Here is a 19,105-nt window from a genome sequence, read left to right on the forward strand (position 1 = left end):
AGCTTAATTATTCATCTTTATATACATTGGTAATTTTCAATAAAATTGTATTACTGATCTAAGCCCAACCACTGTCTTTGATGATAAGCGCTATCCCAGAACAACCATTCTAATTCAGCGCCTTTGGTATAAGCCTTATGCATTTTCTCAAGGGTATCTGCATCGCAATGTTCTGCAATACGGTCAATCGTCGCTAAAACATTTTTAACTGCTTCGTTAAACTCTTCACCTGAATAGGTATCGATCCATGCTTGATATGGATTATTGGCAATAGATTTACTCACAATATCTTTTCCAACTTCTGCATAAATCCAGAAGCAAGGCAGTAACGAAGCCAAAACCACAGGATAGCTTTCAGACCAAGCCGTCGCAGTTAAAAAAGCAGTGTAGTGATGGCAGGCAAGGGTAAGCGGGGTATTCTCAAAGTCAGCTTTGCTAATCCCAAAATCTTTCATAAATCCATCGTGTAGGCTACGTTCAACCACAATCGCTTCTTTCGCACCTTGGGTAAATTGGATGATATCGTCAGCATCAAATGCTTTTGCACCACAGACAGCCAATGCACGACCATAAGCCACCAGATAATGCGCATCCTGAATCACATAATGACAAAAAGCTTCCTTGTTTAATGAGCCTGTCGCAAGTTCTTGGTTAAATGGAAGCGCTAAAGTTTTGTTATATAAAGCAAGATTACGTTGCCATACGTCTTGAGAAAAAGACATGTCATTTTCCTATGCAATGATTCAAGTTATAAAATGATTTCAGTTTGCAAGACTATAACAACTCTAAATTGCTTTAGGTATTTGAATGCAGAAAATTCGGCTGTATTTGCATAAAAATATGACAAAGAACTTTGGATAAATGTGAAAAAGTCGTCATAATGTGCGCATTAAAAACGCGATTTTTATTTCAGTTTTCTGATTCAAAAACTATTCTCCGTAGGTCGAATTCCCATGATGAAACATTTTGGTTTCTCAATATTTTTTACGATCGTGTGTTTGGCAATCTCTGCATATTGGGGCTTTACCCATGGTCCAAATGCAGGCGTGCAAGCCATGCTATCTGCACTGACTATTACGGCAATTCTTGCTGTGATGGAAGTGTCTCTATCTTTTGACAATGCTGTTGTAAATGCATCTGTACTGCGTAATTGGGATCATTTCTGGAAAATGATCTTTTTAACTGTTGGTATTTTGATTGCTGTATTTGGTATGCGACTGGTATTTCCTGTTGTGATTGTTGCAGTCACAGCGGATATGGGGATGTTTGATGTTGTGAAAATGGCATTAAATGATCCAATTCAATACTCAGAAAAATTATTGGCACATCATGCTGAAATTGCCGCTTTTGGTGGTTCATTCTTGTTATTGGTATTTTTAAACTTTTTCTTGGATGAAGGCAAAGATACCCATTGGTTTAAATGGATTGAAAAGCGTTTAGCCAACTTAGCCAATGTACCAGCAATGTCGGTATTCCTTGCTTTAGTTGCATTGCTGATTATGGCTGCAAATGTAGATGAAGCGAAACGCCTTGTGGTCACAATGGCAGGTATCTGGGGCATCGTGATTTATATCGGTGTACAAGTACTCAGTCATTTACTGGGTGGCGAGCCAGAAGTAGATGAAGACGGCAATGCTGTGGGTCATGATGCCAATGGTGCACCTACAGGTGTGATCAAAGCGGGTATTGGTGGCTTTATTTACCTAGAAGTCTTAGATGCATCGTTTAGTTTTGATGGCGTGATCGGCGCATTTGCGATTACCTCTGATGTTGTCATCATTATGCTTGGTTTGGCTATTGGTGCGATGTTTGTTCGTTCAATGACAATTTACTTGGTCGATAAAGGTACACTTGATGCCTATATCTACCTTGAGCATGGTGCGCATTATGCCATTGGTGCTTTGGCATTTATCATGATTGCAAGTGGTACAGGTTTACATGTACCTGAGGTGGTAACGGGTTTGATTGGTGTTGCCTTTATTGTTTGGGCAGTGATTGCATCGATTCAATATAACAAGCGAATTGAACAACAGAGTTAATCCTTTTTTAAGAAAAGAGATTACAATACAAGAGCACTTTAACAGTGCTCTTTTTTATGCTCAATGTTTCCACAAAGTTGCCACAATATGCGATGATGTGTTTGATAATTAGCTCGCCAGTTTTGATAAGCCAGTAGATATGATGAATCCTTTAGAACGCCGCTCGACCTTTGCATTAAGTAGTATTTTTGCTTTACGCATGTTGGGGTTGTTCATGATTATCCCTGTGTTTGCGGTGGTTGGTCAGTCTTATCAGTATGCCACACCTGCTTTGATCGGTTTAGCGGTCGGTGTCTATGGCCTCAGCCAAGCACTTCTGCAAATTCCTTTTAGCTTATGGGCAGATCGTTTTAGCCGTAAACCTTTAATTGTTTTTGGCTTACTGCTGTTTGCTTTGGGCGGTGCTGTTGCAGCAATGTCTGAAACCATTTATGGGGTCATTATTGGCCGTGCGATTGCTGGCGCTGGCGCTGTATCTGCGGTTGTTATGGCTTTGTTGGCGGATGTCACCCGTGAAGAGAATCGGACCAAAGCCATGGCTGTGATGGGCATGAGTATCGGATTGTCCTTTGTTGTGGCTTTTAGTTTAGGGCCTTGGCTCACCAGTTTGGTGGGGATTTCAGGGCTATTCTGGGTAACAACAATTATGGGATTATTGGCAATTCTCATGTTGTTTATGGTGCCTAAAACCACCCGTCATCATAAAAACTTTAAACAAGGTTATCTGCATCAGCTCAAACAGGTCTTAAAAATGGGCGATTTGAATCGTCTGCATGTTTCAGTTTTTGCGCTGCACTTATTGCTTACTGCAATGTTTGTTTATGTGCCTTCTCAATTGATCAATTTCGCTGGGATCCCTTTGGCGCAACATGGCATTGTTTACTTGCCTTTGTTGGTCATTAGTCTGTTCTTTGCATTTCCGAGCATTATTCTGGCTGAAAAATACCGTAAAATGCGCAGCATTTTTCTAACGGCAATTGCGGGAATTATCGCGGGATTAGTCGTTCTGATTTTTGGTTATGAATCCAAATATATCTTGTTGTTAGGCCTTGGATTGTTCTTTATTGCCTTTAATGTCATGGAAGCATTACTCCCTTCATGGTTGTCTAAAGCAGCGCCGATTCAATCCAAAGCAACAGCGATGGGTGTTAATGCAAGTGCTCAATTTTTAGGGGCTTTTTTTGGTGGGACACTTGGTGGGCAATTAATTTTGCTCAATAATACAACAATGGGTTGGAGTGTCTTATCAGCTATTGCTATACTTTGGTTGCTCATTAGTTTTGGGCTAGCTCAACCACGATATTTAACATCAATCGTATTACGATTGCCTGAGGATAAACAAACCGATAATTGGACTTCTCAGTTGTTGTCAATTCGTGGTATTGAGGAAGTTGTGGTTATGTCTGACCAGCAAGTTGCGTATATAAAGGTTGATAAACAGCAAATTGATGATGCTGCGCGACAACATTTAACGCAGTTGTTTGGGAAAGAGGTAGCCATTTAAACATAACTCTTATAAAGTAAAACATAGAATCGAATAGGAAGATAACATCTAATGCGTGGTGTAAATAAAGTTATTTTAGTTGGTACTTTAGGTCGTGATCCTGAGACTAAAACTTTCCCAAATGGGGGTTCTCTCACTCAATTTTCAATTGCGACAAGTGAATCTTGGACAGACAAAAATTCCGGTGAAAGAAAAGAACAAACGGAATGGCATCGTATTGTATTGCACAACCGTTTAGGTGAGATTGCACAGCAGTATTTACGTAAAGGTTCAAAAGTTTATATTGAAGGTTCTTTACGTACCCGTCAGTGGACGGATCAAAATGGTCAAGAGCGCTATACCACTGAAATTCGTGGCGAACAAATGCAGATGCTTGATAACAACCGTCAACAAGGTGAAGGCGCTGCTGCTGACAATGGTGGTTATAACCAACCACGTTTCAATAACAACCAGCAAGGCGGTTTTAACAACAACCAAGGCGGTGGTGGTTATGCGAATCAAGGTAATCAAGGCGGTGGTTACGGCAATGCCAATCCACAAGGTGGCTATGGCAATGGCGGAAACAATGTAAACCAAGGTTTTCAATCGCCTAAACCTGCAGCTGCACCATCAGCACCTACTGCTGCCCCTGCGGATTTGGATGATGACTTACCGTTTTAATTGATAAAAACGGTCAAGCTTTATCAAAACCCTTTGTGAAAACAAAGGGTTTTTTATGAACTTCATGATTTGTTTTTAGACAATCACTTTTTTTCTGAAACCCACATGGTAATCACAGCTTTAAATACCAGATCATTGTGCGTGTCTTTAACCTCCACATTGACCAAATAATCACTACCTTGATTCCACTGAAAATTATTTTCAACAGGTGTGGCAATCGCAATTAAATCAGTTTCAGCCTTCTTTAGATATTCAACTGTCATCCCTTTAGGAATCCAACGGTGCGTGGAAGGTACGGTTACATCGGTCATGGTTCCACCAGCAAGTTCAGCCATATTGCACATGGCAATTGCATGGACTGTACCAATATGATTGAGTACTGCACGATGTTTTTTGATTTTAATTTCAGCATAATTCGTTTCGAGTCGTTCAAAAACAGGTGAGATACTGCTGAAATAAGGCGCTTTTAAGCATAATAATTTTGAAAATGTCCATTTGCCAGCAGGCTTATTTTTAAATCTATTCCACAGCTTTAGGGTTTGGCTCATTGTTGTATTCCTTATTTAGTTTACAGAATATTATTCTAATACAGAATTAAATTCTGTTATTGGCTCGACAGACGATTTGAATCGCGTAAAATGTCATATAGAAAATGCTTAAATAAAATCAAAGGCTGTACATGAATAATCAAAGTTTGTTGGAACGTCGTTATAGTGGACGTCGTGCAGAATTAAAACGTGTGATTTTAAGGGAAGCATTAGCCTGTTTTTTAGAATATGGGATTGAAACGACAACAATAGAAATGATCCGTGAACGTGCGCAAACCAGTGTGGGAGCGATTTATCACCATTTTAAAAATAAAGAAGGTTTAGTGGCCGCCCTGTATATTTTAGCCATAGAAGACCAAGCAGAGCGCCGTGATCAAGCCTTATTGTCTGCACAAAGTCTACAGCAGGGTATTCAAGTGATGACAGCAAGCTATATAGACTGGGTCATGGATTATCCTGATTTCGCCAGATTTTTATATACTGCCAATTTTAGTATTTCTAAAAGTACTCAGCGGGATCAGCTAAAACAGCAGAATCATTTACGTAATCAGCACTTATTGGCTTGGATGAAACAGCAACCCGATTATGGGGTGATCAAGAACATTCCCCATGAATTATTATTGTCATTTATGGTTGGATCGACAGAAAGTTATTGTCGGGCATGGTTGTCAGGTAAAGTGAAAGCCACGCCAAAAGTTTACCAAGCAGCATTGGCACATGCGGCTTGGTGCAGTTTAGAAAGCGTATATCAGCAACAACAAGGCTGAATAACCAAGCTTGTTAAATCATGGATGCTATGATTAAAAAATTCGTGAGCTTTGCATATAGTGTGCTGTGACTTGATCTAAGTGATTAAGAATTGTTGCGCGATCTTGAGTCTGAATTGCTGTGTCCAGTTGCTGCATATAGCCTAGCAATTGGTTTTTTGCTTTTGCCGCAAATTCAGCAGTAATGGCTTGATCTTCATAGAGTAAAACATAGTTTTTGGCAAAACCATAAATTATAAAAATCGCCGTTTTCTCAAAATCAGACTCAGAATGAGCAATTTGAGATTCACAGTTTATTTTCAGTTGTTTAAAAGCGTCTGTACCAAAAGGAAGGTTTTGGAATTGCTCCAAAAGAATTGAGAACGTCATTTTTTAAAGTCCACTCAAAAAGAAAATCTATAGAGTAAACGGTGAAAGGTCAAGCAAAGTTTGAAATAATATTTTCGATTAAACCAAGCCAACAGATTGGAAAAATAAATCTATAAAACCGATTATTTTTATTAAAAACTCCAGTTTTACCGATTTAATAATTTTTCGTATAGTGATTTCACAGATAAGCAATCCCTGAAACCAATTGAAGGAAGACCAAATGAGTTTGATAAATACTGAAGTTAAAGCATTTAACGCAACTGCATATAAAAATGGTGAATTTATCGAAGTGTCTGAAAAAGACTTCTTGGGTAAATGGTCTGTGGTATTTTTTTATCCTGCTGATTTTACTTTTGTCTGCCCAACAGAGTTAGGCGATCTAGCAGATAACTATGCTGAATTCCAAAAAATGGGCGTAGAAATTTACTCAGTTTCTACCGATACACACTTTACCCATAAAGCATGGCATGACAACTCAGATGAAATCAAAAAGATCCAATATCCAATGGTGGGTGATCCAACTTGGGCTTTGGCAAAAAACTTTGAAGTGTTGATTGAAGCCGAAGGCCTTGCAGATCGTGGCACTTTCGTGATTGATCCTGAAGGTAAAATTCAAATTATTGAAATCAATGCTGGTGGCATTGGACGTGATGCACAAGAATTACTGCGTAAAGTGAAAGCAGCACAATATGTGCACGCACACCCAGGTGAAGTATGTCCTGCAAAATGGAAAGAAGGCGATGCAACACTTGCACCTTCAATTGATTTGATCGGTAAAATCTAATCATTGCCTAGGATTAGAATTGAAAAACCAGAAGTTTAACTTCTGGTTTTTTTATTGTTCGCTTGGCTTTATAAAATATAACCATCGTGTTTAGGTGCATAGGCACGAATACCTTCAACTAAATCTTCAATTAATTTTTCCATGACTAAGCGTTGACCTTTGCGTGATGCGTAAACCAACTGTACAACACCGATATTGGAACACCACTCTGGTAACAGATGGATTAAACGCCCTGAAGCAATGTCTCGTTCTACCGTTAAATAGGGAAGATCAGCAATACCTAAGCCATCGAGTACCGCATAATACGCACCCATTAAGTCATTACTTTTGACCCGAGGCTGTAACGGAATATCAATTTCTTCACGTTGCTGAATATGATGTAAATGCCAATGATAGTGCTGTTTATCTGTACCTAATACAATGGTTGGAAATTCACAAAGTTCTGTGACATGTTGAATTTCACGATCGCCTAAAAGTTCAGGACTAATCACTAAGCAGTGCGTGGTTTTAATCACATCTCTAACGATAATGCTGGAGTCTTCATTGCTTGAAAAGTTAGTACGAATGGCCAAATCAATATCATCATGCAGCACATCGATACGTCGACTGGTGAGTGCCAATTCAACCCGAACTTTGGGATATTTTTTTAAAAACTGATTTAGAATTGGTCGAATTTGATGTTCCATCATGACGGGTGGGCAACTAATTTTAATTAGTCCCTGTAATTCAATTTCTTGTTTTAATAAGACATTCTGAGCATTATCCGCCTGTTCAATAATCTTTGCACATTCCTCAAAGAATTCTTGTCCTAGTGGTGTGACTTTAAAATGCCGTGTTGAGCGTTGAATCAAAGTCACATTAAATTTGGCTTCTAAATCCAGAATACGTCGGCTCAGCTTAGACTTGGTGATATTACTGGCTTCACTCGCAGCACTAAATCCACCATGTTTTACCACCAGATAGAAATAATAGTAATCATCAAAAGAGTGCACAGCTTCATCTCAGGTGTAGTGATGATAAAATAGTATCATTAATAGGAAAATATTTTAAAATTTGTACAAATAAAATGCACAAACAAAAGCTAGGAATGCAAAGACTTACATTCCTAGCGACAACGATTGTCTTATTTTTGAGAAGTGTTTTGCGTGTAGCTGTTGATCAGATTACGATAGTCAGGGATATGGTTACCAAATAGCGTACCTAAACCTTCAATATCATTACGCCAATCGCGATGTAGCTCACAAGAAGCACCAAACCAAGTCATTAATTGTGCACCTGCATTGCTCATACGGTCCCAAGCTGAGTCACGTGTCAGCGGGTTAAATGTTCCAGAAGCATCGGTGATCACAAAGACCTCAAAGTCTTCTTCAAGGGCAGAAAGTGCAGGAAAGGCAACACAAACCTCGGTGACAACACCCGCAATAATCAGTTGTTTTTTACCTGTTGCTTTTACCGCTTTGACAAAGTCTTCATTGTCCCAAGCGTTGATTTGACCAGGGCGAGCGATATAAGGCGCATCTGGAAAAAGCGCTTTTAACTCAGGTACCAGTGGACCATTGGGGCCATCTTCAAAACTGGTGGTCAGAATGGTGGGAAGGTTAAAATATTGAGCCGCCGCAGCCAGTGCCAGAACATTGTTTTTAAACTTATCTGGGTCAATGTCGCGGACTAAAGAGAGTAATCCAGTTTGATGATCGACTAACAATACCGCAGCATCATCTTTGTTTAAACGAACGTAAGGTTTTCCCATTTTTTATATCCTTGAAGTCACTAAAATTTAAATTGTGCTTAAATACAAAACAAATTATTTTGCATGGATTTCATGTTACGTGGCTTAATGATGATAATTAAGCCTATAAACTGAGATTAATAATCTCATAAATAAGATGATTGATTAAAAACTACGCTGTGCCGTCGCTATTGAATATCCTATATTTGGGATTCAGCGTATTGGTAGATTGCTGTATTGATCACTTTAAAAAACCTAAAATGGATTCATATTAAAGCCTAGAGATAGGAGTATTGAGATGAAAAGAATTATTGGTGTATACCGCAATCAAAATATGCATTGGGTCGGTGATGGCTTTCCTGTAAAAAACTTGTTTTCTTATGATCGTTTAGGTCAAGCGATTAGTCCTTTTTTATTATTGGATTATGCAGCGCCTTATACATTTGCACCTAGCCATGAACAGCACGGTGTAGGTTCACATCCACATCGTGGTTTTGAAACAGTGACACTCGCCTATCAAGGTGAAGTTACCCATAAAGACTCCCATGGTGGCGGTGGAACCATTAAAACAGGTGATGTGCAGTGGATGACTGCGGGCGCAGGCTTGGTTCATGAAGAATTCCATTCACATGAATTCACTGAAAAAGGTGGAATCTTTGAAATGGTTCAGCTTTGGGTGAATTTACCTGCGGCCGATAAAATGACCCAACCTAAGTATCAAGCAATTTCTGCGCAAGATATTCCTGTGATTCATTTTGATGACGATGCAGGCCACTTACGTGTGGTTGCTGGGAAATACGCTGAACAACAAGGCGCTGCTTCAACCTTTAGCCCAGTCAATGTTTGGGATGGTCAGCTTAAAGCAGGTTATGAGCAAATTATTCATGTGCCAGTTGACCACAATACTTTGGTGGTTGTACTCGAAGGTGAAATGCTACTCAATGGTACACAAAAGGTACTTGATAGCTCGATTGTCATGTTTGAAAAAGATGGAGATGCAGCAATTCAACTTGAAGCGGTGCAAGATGCTAAGTTTTTGGTCCTTACAGGTAAACCACTGAATGAGCCAATCCAAGGCTATGGTCCATTTGTAATGAATAGCAAAGAAGAAATCGTGCAAGCGTTTAACGATTTCAATAATGGCAAATTTGGTGAAATTGTAGCGGAAGCTTAGTTGATGTTGATGAAAGGTATTTGTGTATAACGGATACCTTGCATGTCTTTAGTCTATGAGTTCAGCCATGTATGAGATATCGAGAAGTCAAAAAGCGGATTGTAAAATCCGCTTTTTTTATATTTAAAATTTTTAGCACCAAAAGGTCAGAAATTTAAAAAAAGAAAAGAGCTTTGCTCTTATTGAACAGAAGCTCTCTTACGCTGTAGTTTTTTTCTTTAGATGATTATGTATTGTTTTGATTGGGTTGTTTTGTTATTCGCGCATCATAATTAATTAAAAATGTGAAGTAAAGCACAATATATTTCATTTGGTTAATTTATATCCGTTGTTTCAGTATTTTTTGTATGCCGTCATTTTACAAGTGGTGCAATTGATCTGCTTAAAAAGCAAATTCAAGGTAAAAAAAAGGATCTCTATTCCACACTATAGAGATCCTTTTTATGCTGTAGTTTCTTTTATTGTGTGTGTTGTCATAATTATTTGTTTTTATTGTAAATGTGAATTATTTATCGTTTTTATGCTGTAAATAATAATTAATAAATTGGCATTTGTAAATGTTTTTTTAATAAATAGTTAAATTATCTGTATGTTTTTAACAGTATTTTTTTATATATATAAATATCAATCAAGTATAAGCAGGGTGTCGCACAAGAGCTTGGCCTAAAACCACTAAAATTAAATAAACACCGGGGAATGGAGATTTTTCCTAAAAAATTTCCAACAAAAAAAGTTAAAACTGGAACTTTTTAATACCGCGATTTAATCGGCTATAGCTCATAATAAAAAAAATGGTTACGCACGGATAATAACTTTGGATATTGCAGTGATTGGTAGTGGTATGGCTGGCCTGGCCACCGCAAGAATTCTTAAAGATGCAGGTCATAACATTACCATCTTCGAAGCATTACCTGGTCGTGGTATGGATAGTCACAGCATTGAGTTTGAAGGTGGTTTGATTGATGCACCTTTGCGCGTGATGAATCAGCATTTATGGAAAAATACACTGAGCCTTGCAACACACCTTGGCATAAAAACCTTTCCAGTGCGTACCTTTATGGCATGCAGTTGGTTATTTGAAGATAAAACAGAAACTTGGTTGACCACATCACGTACCCGTATTGGTAATTTCCCTATTATCAATAACCGTAAAGGGATTAAGCAGTATGGTTGGCGTTTAGTCAAAGGGATGTTGCAGCTTAAAACCGCCATTTCTCAATTTTTTAAATCTAAAAATCAAGACATTACCCTTGCTGATTTTATCAATCACAATGACATTGAAGAAGTATTTTGGCATGGTGCAGTAATGCCTGTGCTTTATACCATTTGCACCTGTGACCCTAAAACTATTGGTGAATGGCCTGCAAAACCGCTCTTAATCTTTTTAAAGCAATTAACCGATGGTGATGCTTTATTGCGTTTACATGGTGGAACACCTGCTTTTGTCGATAAATTGATTGAAGGTATTGATATTCATAGCGGTTCTGAAATCACCAAAGTTGAGGAACAGGGTAATGCTGTTCTGGTTGAAAATGCACAAGGTGAGCAATTTCAATTTGACCGTGTGGTGGTTGCAACACCGACCAATAAATTAGAAAACTTTTTAAATAAACAACAATTTGCTGATGATATCGCTTTATTGCAAAAATTTAAGTTTGAGCAAGGCGAATTGGTTATGCATACCGATGCATCTGTGATGCCGCCAAATCGTAAAGATTGGGCTGTGTTGAGCTATATGATGGATCGTAAATTTACCAAACAACAATTCACAGTTTGGCTGAACTCGATTGAACCAAGTTTGGTGGGTAAATCTCCAGTGTTCCAAACATGGCGTCCTGTGACTAGCATTGATCCGAAAAAAGTCATTTCTACAGTGACCTTAACCCGTGCTGTGGTGGATTCTGAAACAGTAGCATTGAATATTGAATTGCAAGCGCGCCATAAAGTCGCCAACCGCAAAGTATTCTATTGCGGTTCATGGTCATGTGATGGTTTGCCAATTCTTGAATCTGCGGTAACTTCTGCAATGCATATTGCAGAAATTTTTGGTGCACCATTGCCATTTGTTGGATTAAAACCTAAAGTTGAGGTGGCTCCCCAACTTGGCTATTAAAGCCCAGTGAATTCATATAAAGTTTAATGAATTCATAACTGAATAAGTGAATGATTTAAAATGAAATGGCTTCAAGCGATTCAGCAAAAACTTCCAAAACATAAATATGCAATCGATGCAAAAATGTTAGGAGATAATGCTGAGTGTGCTTGGACCAATCTAGGTTATTGGGATGAGACTACATCCTCTTACCCTCAAGCCTGTCAGCAACTTGCTGAACGACTTGCACAAGCGGTACAGCTTACGCCACATGATCGACTACTAGATTTAGGCTGTGGTCAAGGTGCCAGTTTAAAATACTGGTTAGAACACTATCAAATTCAAGATTTAGAAGCGGTTGAGTTACAACAACAGTGTGTCGATAAAATTCAAAAACAACTCCCGCAGATTAAGGCGATTCACTGCCAATCTTTTTTAAATTTAAATGCGCTTTTATTGACGCAACCTTTTGATGTGGTGTTGTGTATTGATGCGGCTTACCATAGCGATTTAAATTTATTTTTAAATTCAGTCGTCCCAATTTTAAATTCAAAAGGTCGTTTGGGTTTTCATACGTTGATGCTTTCAGACACAGTTTTAAATTCAAAACAAAAAATGAAATACAGATGGTTACTTAAAGCCGCTGATGTCGATTTAAAATCACTGATGACCGCGACTCAAATCAATCATGCACTGCAACAGCATGGTCTTGAACAAATCGCGCTTGAAGATCTCTCTACAGCAGTATTTGCTGGCTTTAGTCAATATATTACGACACGAGCGAAAACGGAGCGTGGAGGGCTAGATCAAATCAAAATACAAATGACCGCAAATCTTTGTAAAAGGTTGTTTGAAGAGGGAATTGTTCGATATATACAGCTCAGCGCGGTCAAAACATAATTTTTATTATTTGCGACGCTATCAAGTAGATTTAAAAATTATAAGAAAATGCCTAAGCCAAAAACAACAAAGCCTCACTAAAAAAGCGAGGCTAAGTAAAAAATGGTGCCGGCACACGGATTCGAACTGTGGACCTACTGATTACAAGTCAGTTGCTCTACCAACTGAGCTATGCCGGCAATGTGGCGAGAATTTTACAGAATATTTATAAGATTGCAAGCCAAAAAATAAACAATTGAATAATCTTTAATATTTATAGTTTTAGCGATCGGGTCTTGTTTAGAAGCTGATAATGCCGTGTGCTATGAATGCTTAGCATTTTAGAGAGCAAAGGATTTTATCGCTTTTAACTTGCAGGTAGATAAAATAGCAAAGATAGCTAGAGTAACGGCAATTAGCGTAAGGACAACTAGAACAACGATTAGTAATCGCTTTAATCTTCCGACTAAAAAGGCTTACGGAGGGGTAAGCCTTGAGTATTTGGGGGTTAAATCAATAAATCTTTATCAGTTTTGAAATATAGACTTATTTTCTCCTTAAAATATGATCCAGATCTTGTGCGCATTCTTCTAGGGTGATTGCCATATCTATTTGCATTTGGGGTTTCAATTCGTTTGCGAGTTTTCTCCATTGCTCAATCAATTGGATAGCTTTCTGAATTTTATGCTTATTTACATCTTTGGCAATAGTTGGGGTGTATCCACCACGTTTAGCATTTTTGACTTGTCTTACATAATTGGCGCTGTTATTCATTGTCACTCCCGAATAGCAGTTTTATGCTTTTAACTTGTTTGAATCGCTAATAAGTACCGCATCATGATTATCTTAAGAGAACGTTACATCTATATGATTTTTATTTTGTATTTCACCTCCTTTGAATCGTGCTAGAAGTTCTTTTCACTTGATACTAATTCAAGAAAGTTTGAATTGAAATAGTCAATTGTCTTTTTAGTTGAGTGGATATGTATCTATTTGCTTCAAAAAATAGCTCAAATATCGTATAACTAAGTTAAGTAAAAACTAGAACAATTGAGAATGAAACGATTCAGTATTTTATTATTATTGGTTTCTGTCGCACATGCTGAAGCTCCTAAAGAATGTCAGTTACTTGAACAGACTTCCGAAATGTTAATGCAGTTACGTCAAAACGGTTTATCGTTGGATGATGTTGATTTTAATCCTGAAGCATTGTCTGCAAAAGAACAGGTATTGTTAAAAGGTATGATTGACGATGCAAAGGGTGTACCGATTTATCAGATACCTTTAACCCGACAAAAAGCGATTAATGATTTTAAGCTAAAATGGCAAGAGGTGTGTCAGTCTGCGGATATTGTGATGCCAACTGAGACGAGGTAAAGGATTTTTTTATTTCGCCTATAGTGTCATGGTTAAATTGAGGGTGGCATTTCTGAAAGCATTCAATAGCCTATGAAAGACAAAACTTTTAGCGTTTAATCAACTGTGCTTTGTATTTACTTCTGTTTAGGAATGGCATGAAATATCAACCGCCTTATACCATCACATCAAAAATTATTCATCTGATTGCGCAGATCAGTGAGAATATAGGGCGTTTGAGTGCTTTAGAGGAAGTCCAACACAACATAAAACTGAGAAAAGCCAATCGTATCCGAACAATTCAAGGTTCGCTTGCAATTGAAGGAAATACCCTCAGCACAGAACAAATTACCGCGATTCTGAATGGTAAAGCTGTAATTGCACCACCTAAAGAAGTTCAAGAAGTACGTAATGCCATAAAAGCTTATGACGCATTTCAAAAATGGCAACCCAGCCAAGAAGTAGATTTATTACAAGCACACCAAATTTTAATGGCAGGCTTGATTGATGACGTTGGACAATACCGTCATGCCAATGTAGGTGTCATGGCTGGTGATCAAGTGGTGCATATGGCTCCGCCAGCGAATCAGGTTCCTCGTTTAATGGCTGATTTACTGGAATGGCTTAAAGATAGCCAAGAACACCCACTCATTCAGAGTTCGGTATTTCATTATGAGTTTGAGTTTATACATCCATTTGCTGATGGGAATGGACGTATGGGGAGACTTTGGCAAACATTGATACTTAGCCGATGGAATACTATTTTTGCAAATATTCCTGTTGAGAGTCTGATTTATCAAAATCAAAAGGCCTACTATGAGGCTTTACAAGCCAGCACAGACCGTACTGATTCTGCAGCATTTATAGAGTTTATTTTGCAGATGATTTTGGATGCGATATTGGACTCAAATAACACCGCTCAAGATAGCGATCATGTTAGCGCTCAAGTTGACGTACAAGTAAGCGACCAAGTTCAGCGTTTAATTTCAGTTATGCAGGAAAAAGAATATAGCTTGACTGAATTGATGCAGTTATTAGATTTATCCCATCGTGCAACATTCCAAAAGAATTATCTTAATCCTGCGTTAGACGCAAACCTTATTGAACGTACCATTCCAGATAAGCCGAAAAGCCCTAAACAACGATATAGATTGAAGTGAAATGAAAAGTTTTTCTTCAAAGACAATCGATGTAATGATTTGAGGGCCTATTCCATTTCTAGCTTTTCAGATATGGACTTTTTTGATTTCGTATAACGTCTATTTTGAGAATATGGTTACTTCCAAAATAAGATTTTTTGCAAAAAGCTCTTTTTATGTATCTTTGACATATCAGTATTGTCAGTAATTATTCCATGCCCTAATCTAATTCTATTTTCAACCTCATAAAATTCATGGATAAAATCAAAGCCTAAATATTCATTTGATAAATAGCTTAACAATAGTCTAGATAAATGGTTAGTAGAGTTTTCGATTGAATCAATATAATAAAATTTAAAATAATCCTCCCATTCTTCAACCTCATCCATGGAAAAATTAGGATCGGTTATAATCTCTTCTTTCCATTCATCACCATCCTGATAGCTGTGCTCATAGCCTATTGATGCATTAAGCCATTCTTTTTCAAAGTCTTGGGGTTGACCTTCTTGATAAAAATCTTGATCCCCTACTTCAGAAACTCTTCTGACTTCTATATTGTTTTTAAATATTAAGTAACTGGCTGCATCGGAGCTATCTACGCATTCAAAAAATATTACCCATTCATTGAATGAAGCATTCTTGAGTCTTTCTTGCCATAACTCTTTATTCTCAAAAGCGGAGTAGAAAAAACTGGAGTTATGAAGAATGACTAAACTATCTTGAATGAACTCTAACTCAATGGTTTCATTTGCTTTCAAGTTAGGTTCTAAAATCTCAAATTCTTTTTCACTCCAATTGTTAATTAAGTCTATTAATTCTTCAGACTTACCTTTAAATGGAAATATCATTCCAGCAGATCTATAGCCCATAATTATTATTTTCTGGTTATTAAATTTTGATCTTATCAGAAATTTAGGATATCCAAAATTACTGTATTGATATCTAATGTTTGATAAATTAGCAAAACATATAGCTGGTCCCAATAGTCTTAATAAAGTATGGGGAATTTTTATAAAAAAATACAGTTTTGCAACTTGTATTATGAAAAAGTAAAAAATTAAATGGTTTCTTTTGGCGTTCGATCAAAAGAAGGAAGTTTATTCGCTTTTTATCTGAGCGAAATGAATAATTCTCAGTATCATTTATCGTAATAATTGTTTATTATTACTTAACAATATCGAAAAGTGTACATGTTTTTAATATATCAACCATTCTTCAGGTCGGTTTTTTATATGAATAAGTCTTTCTTAAGCTTAATCGTCATTGCGATGATTGCAACTGGGTGTACAACAACAAAATCCATTCAATACCCTGCAAAAGGCAGCAACACGACAATTTCAGTATCATCTGAGCAAATTTCAGAGATGACGGAATCTGGTGGCGGTGATCATTTTATTGAGGGAAGTCAAATTACTGTCGGGGATGCAAGCAATGCGCTTTCCAAACCTGCGTCAAATGCATTTGGACTGATTGGTGTTGGTGTTGCCACAGCGATTGATAAACGAAATAATGGCGCTGCTATCTCTAACAGTAATTTAAAGCAAGCTATTAAATTTGATGAGATCGTGAATAAAAAAATTAGCTCGGCTTTACAGGAGAATCAAGCAGATACTTCTCTTAAACTACTGACTTCAAATCAGGCTTCTGACGTTAAAATTGTCCCATTTGCACGGCTTTCTTTTAAAGAAAAACCTGATGTCAAGGCAGTATTTGGATTGAAAGCTGAATTTAAAAATGCTGCTGACAATAATAAGTCTGCAAAGCGTTTATACAATTATATCAGCCAGAAAAAAGCACCATTAACTGAATGGGATGCAAATAATAATACGGTCTTTTTTACACAAGCAAATAAAGCTTTTGATGCATTAGCACAGGTTCTTGTCTTAGATATACAGCATCAATTAAATCTTGAGGCGCCCAGTGAAGCAAATCAGAAAAAATGTAAATCAACGAGCGATTTCTCGGGTATCACTTTTATCTCAGCACCTGAAAATTTATGTGTAGGTGTGTTAAAGACCAACAAAGGAGTAGTTTTACCAAATTTTGTATTGGTGATTGAACAGTAACTCATATCTTTTGAAATAAGAAATTAGTCAAAATCGTCCGCTAAGAAAATCACAAAAGTGCATATTCTAAAAGCGGACATTTTATTTGGGGGATTACAGTTTTATTTCGTATAACACCCAATACATTAAGTGGAGCTCATATTTTAAGCTCTATTTAACTATTCGCCATTTTGTTCAATGGGTTGCAACACTCTTGAGAGTTCGTAAAAGAGTAAGCTATAAAACGAATTATTTTTGAAGATTCTGGTTGAAAAATAATTAACAGTACCCAAATTAAATTTTAACGTAGAGATAAAATACTGCGTTAATATAATCTACCAAACAAAAAATCATGCAGATCACTATGACTAAACCAATTAAACCTGGACCAAAACCAATTGCTGATTCAACAGGTGAAGTTGATAAAAGACGACGCGATAATAAAGACACACCAGGAAATAATGATAATTTAAAACCTAGTAAATCAACTAAAAAATAGATAGTTTTTTGAGGGTTAAAAGACGAAGGATTTTCCTTTGTCTTTTGTTATAAAGATTAATAAGTTAACTCATATTTATGAACAACTAAAGTCAATACGGATAACACCAGAAATTTTGAAATAACATAATTCACAATAATTACTATATGCTAATTCTATGGCTTTGAAATATTTGCATTTTTAGCAGATATTTATGATGTAGATAAATCTACAATTTTTTTGCTCAGTCGTGGTCTTTTTCATTTCTTATAAAGCTCTGTTTCAACTCAGCTTGGTGATGAATATTTGCGCTGATTCAATATGAGGCATTGAGCTGAAACAGAGAAAAGGGTTTATGTACCTGTCATTATTTTAAAGAAATTATTCTTCAACAATGGCGCGGTAAGTTAATTTTCCATGTGTGGTATAAAGATAAACCTCCTTGATTTCCTGAGCAGAGCAGCCTTTTAAAACAAGATTAAACACATCTCCATAATAGGTCTCTTTAGGAAATTTGACGGTCAACGGTTCTACACCAATGAGCTTACAGTTCGGATTATCTACTTCGACTTTATCAAGTACATCTTCAATTTCAGAGATGACTTTTAAACGCGTAACATCATAAACAGTTTGTCTGATGACGTTAAAGTTTGGAGAAGTGTCGATAGGGCGGAACTTAACCTCTAGTGCTTCACTTGTTAACAATTTACGCTTGAGTTGAGGCGGTGGAATAACAACATTTTCAGCTCCCTTATAAATACTGTCAGGATCATAGCGATCATGAGCAATTGCAGCAGCTTCAGCTTCTTTCTCTTGCATTTCTTGAAAAGAACTAACTTGAGGTTGAGCGTGAGTTGCTTCGTTTGTAAGATCAGGCGAAGACGACTCAGGTATCTGAAAACATGCTGTTAAAGTTGATACAACCGTGACCGTGATGATTAATTTTTTCATGACTAGATTTCCTTGTAATTTGAGCATGGAATATAGACAGATTTATCAATCACAGCTGGTTAAACTGAGTGCGTTGCACATACTTAAGGACAGCTAAACCTTTGATATACAACCATCGATCATTAAAATTTTCGGCACGATAATCAAAGACCTGATAAGCAAAGCTATCAATATCAATTAACTTCTGTTCCTTTAAGTCTTTACCTTCTCGAATAAGGGCGTTTAGATCACCGCTATAAATAAAATAACGTAATCGATCATTTTTAGGAATGAGTTGCCATTGCTTGCTTATCGCAACAAACGCATTGCAATTGATATTGCCTTCACAACGTCTAATCACGGGAGCAGAGGATGGGTTATTGATCAGTGCTATCACTTTATTCATATCCGCATGACAAAGTGAGGTTATTGAAAAACAGGCAACAACGGCACTGTATTGTAAGAATATTTTGATTTGGCTATTCATAAAAATAGAATCCTGATTCTTGTTGTTAGATATATTTTTAATTGGATGAATTAAACATCGATGTCTGATTTCAAAGGGCGTAGAAATGATTTACTGCGGTATTGGTTTATTCTATCCAGACAGTT

The 19,105-nt window shown here is 37.2% G+C and carries 21 protein-coding genes and 1 tRNA gene; 12 read left to right on the forward strand and 10 right to left on the reverse strand.

From position 1 onward, the window contains the following. Positions 1 to 50 precede the first annotated feature (50 nt). Positions 51 to 722, reverse strand: coding sequence for a thiaminase II (gene tenA, locus MTO68_RS00955; protein ID WP_004818427.1), 672 nt, complete (start codon positions 720 to 722; stop codon positions 51 to 53). Positions 723 to 956: 234 nt separating this feature from the next. Between tenA and MTO68_RS00960 the strand changes: the two genes are divergently transcribed. The 3 genes from MTO68_RS00960 to ssb all read left to right on the forward strand — a co-directional run bounded on the left by MTO68_RS00960 (position 957) and on the right by ssb (position 4,203). Further along, positions 957 to 2,039, forward strand: a complete 1,083-nt coding sequence (locus MTO68_RS00960) for a DUF475 domain-containing protein (RefSeq protein ID WP_171066888.1) — start codon at positions 957 to 959, stop codon at positions 2,037 to 2,039. Positions 2,040 to 2,178: 139 nt separating this feature from the next. Further along, positions 2,179 to 3,543 (forward strand): MFS transporter, encoded by a 1,365-nt coding sequence (locus MTO68_RS00965; RefSeq protein ID WP_016539108.1) that lies wholly within the window; start codon positions 2,179 to 2,181, stop codon positions 3,541 to 3,543. 51 nt (positions 3,544 to 3,594) lie between these two features. Next, a complete protein-coding gene (gene ssb, locus MTO68_RS00970; RefSeq protein ID WP_004718569.1) occupies positions 3,595 to 4,203 on the forward strand; it encodes a single-stranded DNA-binding protein in 609 nt (202 codons plus the stop codon). An 83-nt stretch (positions 4,204 to 4,286) separates the two neighbouring features. Here the strand turns inward: ssb and MTO68_RS00975 are convergent, their stop codons facing one another. Further along, the gene (locus MTO68_RS00975) at positions 4,287 to 4,751 is read right to left on the reverse strand and encodes a hotdog fold domain-containing protein (RefSeq protein ID WP_244014675.1); all 465 of its coding nucleotides are present in this window, start codon (positions 4,749 to 4,751) and stop codon (positions 4,287 to 4,289) included. Between the two features lie 131 nt (positions 4,752 to 4,882). Between MTO68_RS00975 and MTO68_RS00980 the strand changes: the two genes are divergently transcribed. Continuing rightward, on the forward strand, positions 4,883 to 5,518 hold the full coding sequence (locus tag MTO68_RS00980; RefSeq protein WP_244014677.1) for a TetR/AcrR family transcriptional regulator: 636 nt from the start codon (positions 4,883 to 4,885) through the stop codon (positions 5,516 to 5,518). A gap of 33 nt (positions 5,519 to 5,551) precedes the next feature. On the opposite strand, the gene MTO68_RS00985 is transcribed toward MTO68_RS00980, so the two are convergent. Further along, positions 5,552 to 5,887, reverse strand: coding sequence for a hypothetical protein (locus MTO68_RS00985; RefSeq protein WP_239046649.1), 336 nt, complete (start codon positions 5,885 to 5,887; stop codon positions 5,552 to 5,554). A 220-nt stretch (positions 5,888 to 6,107) separates the two neighbouring features. Between MTO68_RS00985 and ahpC the strand changes: the two genes are divergently transcribed. Further along, entirely contained in the window at positions 6,108 to 6,671 is a 564-nt protein-coding gene (gene ahpC / locus MTO68_RS00990) for an alkyl hydroperoxide reductase subunit C (protein ID WP_004718560.1), read from the forward strand. A 68-nt stretch (positions 6,672 to 6,739) separates the two neighbouring features. Here ahpC and MTO68_RS00995 read toward each other — a convergent pair whose 3' ends face one another. Continuing rightward, positions 6,740 to 7,663, reverse strand: coding sequence for a LysR substrate-binding domain-containing protein (locus MTO68_RS00995; protein WP_034611312.1), 924 nt, complete (start codon positions 7,661 to 7,663; stop codon positions 6,740 to 6,742). 131 nt (positions 7,664 to 7,794) lie between these two features. Then, a complete protein-coding gene (gene ycaC / locus MTO68_RS01000) occupies positions 7,795 to 8,421 on the reverse strand; it encodes an isochorismate family cysteine hydrolase YcaC (RefSeq protein ID WP_004818434.1) in 627 nt (208 codons plus the stop codon). Positions 8,422 to 8,698: 277 nt separating this feature from the next. On the opposite strand from ycaC, the gene MTO68_RS01005 reads away from it, so the two are divergent. From MTO68_RS01005 to MTO68_RS01015, 3 genes are all read left to right on the forward strand, one after another. Then, entirely contained in the window at positions 8,699 to 9,574 is an 876-nt protein-coding gene (locus MTO68_RS01005; protein WP_239046646.1) for a pirin family protein, read from the forward strand. An 814-nt stretch (positions 9,575 to 10,388) separates the two neighbouring features. Beyond that, positions 10,389 to 11,687, forward strand: coding sequence for an FAD-dependent oxidoreductase (locus tag MTO68_RS01010; RefSeq protein WP_034611315.1), 1,299 nt, complete (start codon positions 10,389 to 10,391; stop codon positions 11,685 to 11,687). Positions 11,688 to 11,747: 60 nt separating this feature from the next. Next, positions 11,748 to 12,566 (forward strand): methyltransferase domain-containing protein, encoded by an 819-nt coding sequence (locus tag MTO68_RS01015; protein ID WP_004818436.1) that lies wholly within the window; start codon positions 11,748 to 11,750, stop codon positions 12,564 to 12,566. A gap of 103 nt (positions 12,567 to 12,669) precedes the next feature. Here MTO68_RS01015 and MTO68_RS01020 read toward each other — a convergent pair. Further along, positions 12,670 to 12,745 (reverse strand) — tRNA-Thr (locus tag MTO68_RS01020). A 346-nt stretch (positions 12,746 to 13,091) separates the two neighbouring features. Beyond that, the gene (locus MTO68_RS01025) at positions 13,092 to 13,319 is read right to left on the reverse strand and encodes a hypothetical protein (protein WP_004718547.1); all 228 of its coding nucleotides are present in this window, start codon (positions 13,317 to 13,319) and stop codon (positions 13,092 to 13,094) included. Positions 13,320 to 13,601: 282 nt separating this feature from the next. Between MTO68_RS01025 and MTO68_RS01030 the strand changes: the two genes are divergently transcribed. Continuing rightward, positions 13,602 to 13,922: a hypothetical protein gene (locus MTO68_RS01030; RefSeq protein ID WP_004818438.1), complete on the forward strand. Its 321-nt coding sequence runs from the start codon at positions 13,602 to 13,604 to the stop codon at positions 13,920 to 13,922. A 137-nt stretch (positions 13,923 to 14,059) separates the two neighbouring features. Next, positions 14,060 to 15,061 carry a Fic family protein gene (locus MTO68_RS01035; RefSeq protein ID WP_004818440.1) on the forward strand — a complete coding sequence of 334 codons (1,002 nt, stop codon included), beginning with the start codon at positions 14,060 to 14,062 and terminating at the stop codon, positions 15,059 to 15,061. A gap of 116 nt (positions 15,062 to 15,177) precedes the next feature. Here the strand turns inward: MTO68_RS01035 and MTO68_RS01040 are convergent, their stop codons facing one another. Next, positions 15,178 to 15,909: a hypothetical protein gene (locus MTO68_RS01040; protein WP_004818441.1), complete on the reverse strand. Its 732-nt coding sequence runs from the start codon at positions 15,907 to 15,909 to the stop codon at positions 15,178 to 15,180. Positions 15,910 to 16,272: 363 nt separating this feature from the next. On the opposite strand from MTO68_RS01040, the gene MTO68_RS01045 reads away from it, so the two are divergent. Continuing rightward, on the forward strand, positions 16,273 to 17,106 hold the full coding sequence (locus MTO68_RS01045) for a hypothetical protein (protein WP_244014678.1): 834 nt from the start codon (positions 16,273 to 16,275) through the stop codon (positions 17,104 to 17,106). A gap of 343 nt (positions 17,107 to 17,449) precedes the next feature. Then, positions 17,450 to 17,584 carry a hypothetical protein gene (locus MTO68_RS23095; protein WP_004818443.1) on the forward strand — a complete coding sequence of 45 codons (135 nt, stop codon included), beginning with the start codon at positions 17,450 to 17,452 and terminating at the stop codon, positions 17,582 to 17,584. 360 nt (positions 17,585 to 17,944) lie between these two features. Here MTO68_RS23095 and MTO68_RS01050 read toward each other — a convergent pair whose 3' ends face one another. Both MTO68_RS01050 and MTO68_RS01055 read right to left on the reverse strand, forming a co-directional pair. Continuing rightward, a complete protein-coding gene (locus tag MTO68_RS01050) occupies positions 17,945 to 18,514 on the reverse strand; it encodes a hypothetical protein (protein ID WP_004818444.1) in 570 nt (189 codons plus the stop codon). A 49-nt stretch (positions 18,515 to 18,563) separates the two neighbouring features. Further along, the gene (locus tag MTO68_RS01055; RefSeq protein WP_004818445.1) at positions 18,564 to 18,980 is read right to left on the reverse strand and encodes a hypothetical protein; all 417 of its coding nucleotides are present in this window, start codon (positions 18,978 to 18,980) and stop codon (positions 18,564 to 18,566) included. Positions 18,981 to 19,105: the final 125 nt, after the last annotated feature.

The organism is Acinetobacter sp. NyZ410 (assembly GCF_022828975.1).
GTDB classification, from domain to species: Bacteria; Pseudomonadota; Gammaproteobacteria; order Pseudomonadales; family Moraxellaceae; genus Acinetobacter; species Acinetobacter guillouiae.

What these genes read in the sequence shown, in the direction of transcription:
- tenA (WP_004818427.1), bottom strand. Translation starts at nt 722, where the DNA reads ATGTCTTTTTCTCAAGACGTATGGCAACGTAATCTTGCTTTATATAAC.
- MTO68_RS00960 (WP_171066888.1), top strand. Translation starts at nt 957, where the DNA reads ATGAAACATTTTGGTTTCTCAATATTTTTTACGATCGTGTGTTTGGCA.
- MTO68_RS00965 (WP_016539108.1), top strand. Translation starts at nt 2,179, where the DNA reads ATGATGAATCCTTTAGAACGCCGCTCGACCTTTGCATTAAGTAGTATT.
- ssb (WP_004718569.1), top strand. Translation starts at nt 3,595, where the DNA reads ATGCGTGGTGTAAATAAAGTTATTTTAGTTGGTACTTTAGGTCGTGAT.
- MTO68_RS00975 (WP_244014675.1), bottom strand. Translation starts at nt 4,751, where the DNA reads ATGAGCCAAACCCTAAAGCTGTGGAATAGATTTAAAAATAAGCCTGCT.
- MTO68_RS00980 (WP_244014677.1), top strand. Translation starts at nt 4,883, where the DNA reads ATGAATAATCAAAGTTTGTTGGAACGTCGTTATAGTGGACGTCGTGCA.
- MTO68_RS00985 (WP_239046649.1), bottom strand. Translation starts at nt 5,887, where the DNA reads ATGACGTTCTCAATTCTTTTGGAGCAATTCCAAAACCTTCCTTTTGGT.
- ahpC (WP_004718560.1), top strand. Translation starts at nt 6,108, where the DNA reads ATGAGTTTGATAAATACTGAAGTTAAAGCATTTAACGCAACTGCATAT.
- ycaC (WP_004818434.1), bottom strand. Translation starts at nt 8,421, where the DNA reads ATGGGAAAACCTTACGTTCGTTTAAACAAAGATGATGCTGCGGTATTG.
- MTO68_RS01005 (WP_239046646.1), top strand. Translation starts at nt 8,699, where the DNA reads ATGAAAAGAATTATTGGTGTATACCGCAATCAAAATATGCATTGGGTC.
- MTO68_RS01015 (WP_004818436.1), top strand. Translation starts at nt 11,748, where the DNA reads ATGAAATGGCTTCAAGCGATTCAGCAAAAACTTCCAAAACATAAATAT.
- MTO68_RS01025 (WP_004718547.1), bottom strand. Translation starts at nt 13,319, where the DNA reads ATGAATAACAGCGCCAATTATGTAAGACAAGTCAAAAATGCTAAACGT.
- MTO68_RS01030 (WP_004818438.1), top strand. Translation starts at nt 13,602, where the DNA reads ATGAAACGATTCAGTATTTTATTATTATTGGTTTCTGTCGCACATGCT.
- MTO68_RS01035 (WP_004818440.1), top strand. Translation starts at nt 14,060, where the DNA reads ATGAAATATCAACCGCCTTATACCATCACATCAAAAATTATTCATCTG.
- MTO68_RS01040 (WP_004818441.1), bottom strand. Translation starts at nt 15,909, where the DNA reads ATGGGCTATAGATCTGCTGGAATGATATTTCCATTTAAAGGTAAGTCT.
- MTO68_RS01045 (WP_244014678.1), top strand. Translation starts at nt 16,273, where the DNA reads ATGAATAAGTCTTTCTTAAGCTTAATCGTCATTGCGATGATTGCAACT.
- MTO68_RS23095 (WP_004818443.1), top strand. Translation starts at nt 17,450, where the DNA reads ATGACTAAACCAATTAAACCTGGACCAAAACCAATTGCTGATTCAACA.
- MTO68_RS01050 (WP_004818444.1), bottom strand. Translation starts at nt 18,514, where the DNA reads ATGAAAAAATTAATCATCACGGTCACGGTTGTATCAACTTTAACAGCA.
- MTO68_RS01055 (WP_004818445.1), bottom strand. Translation starts at nt 18,980, where the DNA reads ATGAATAGCCAAATCAAAATATTCTTACAATACAGTGCCGTTGTTGCC.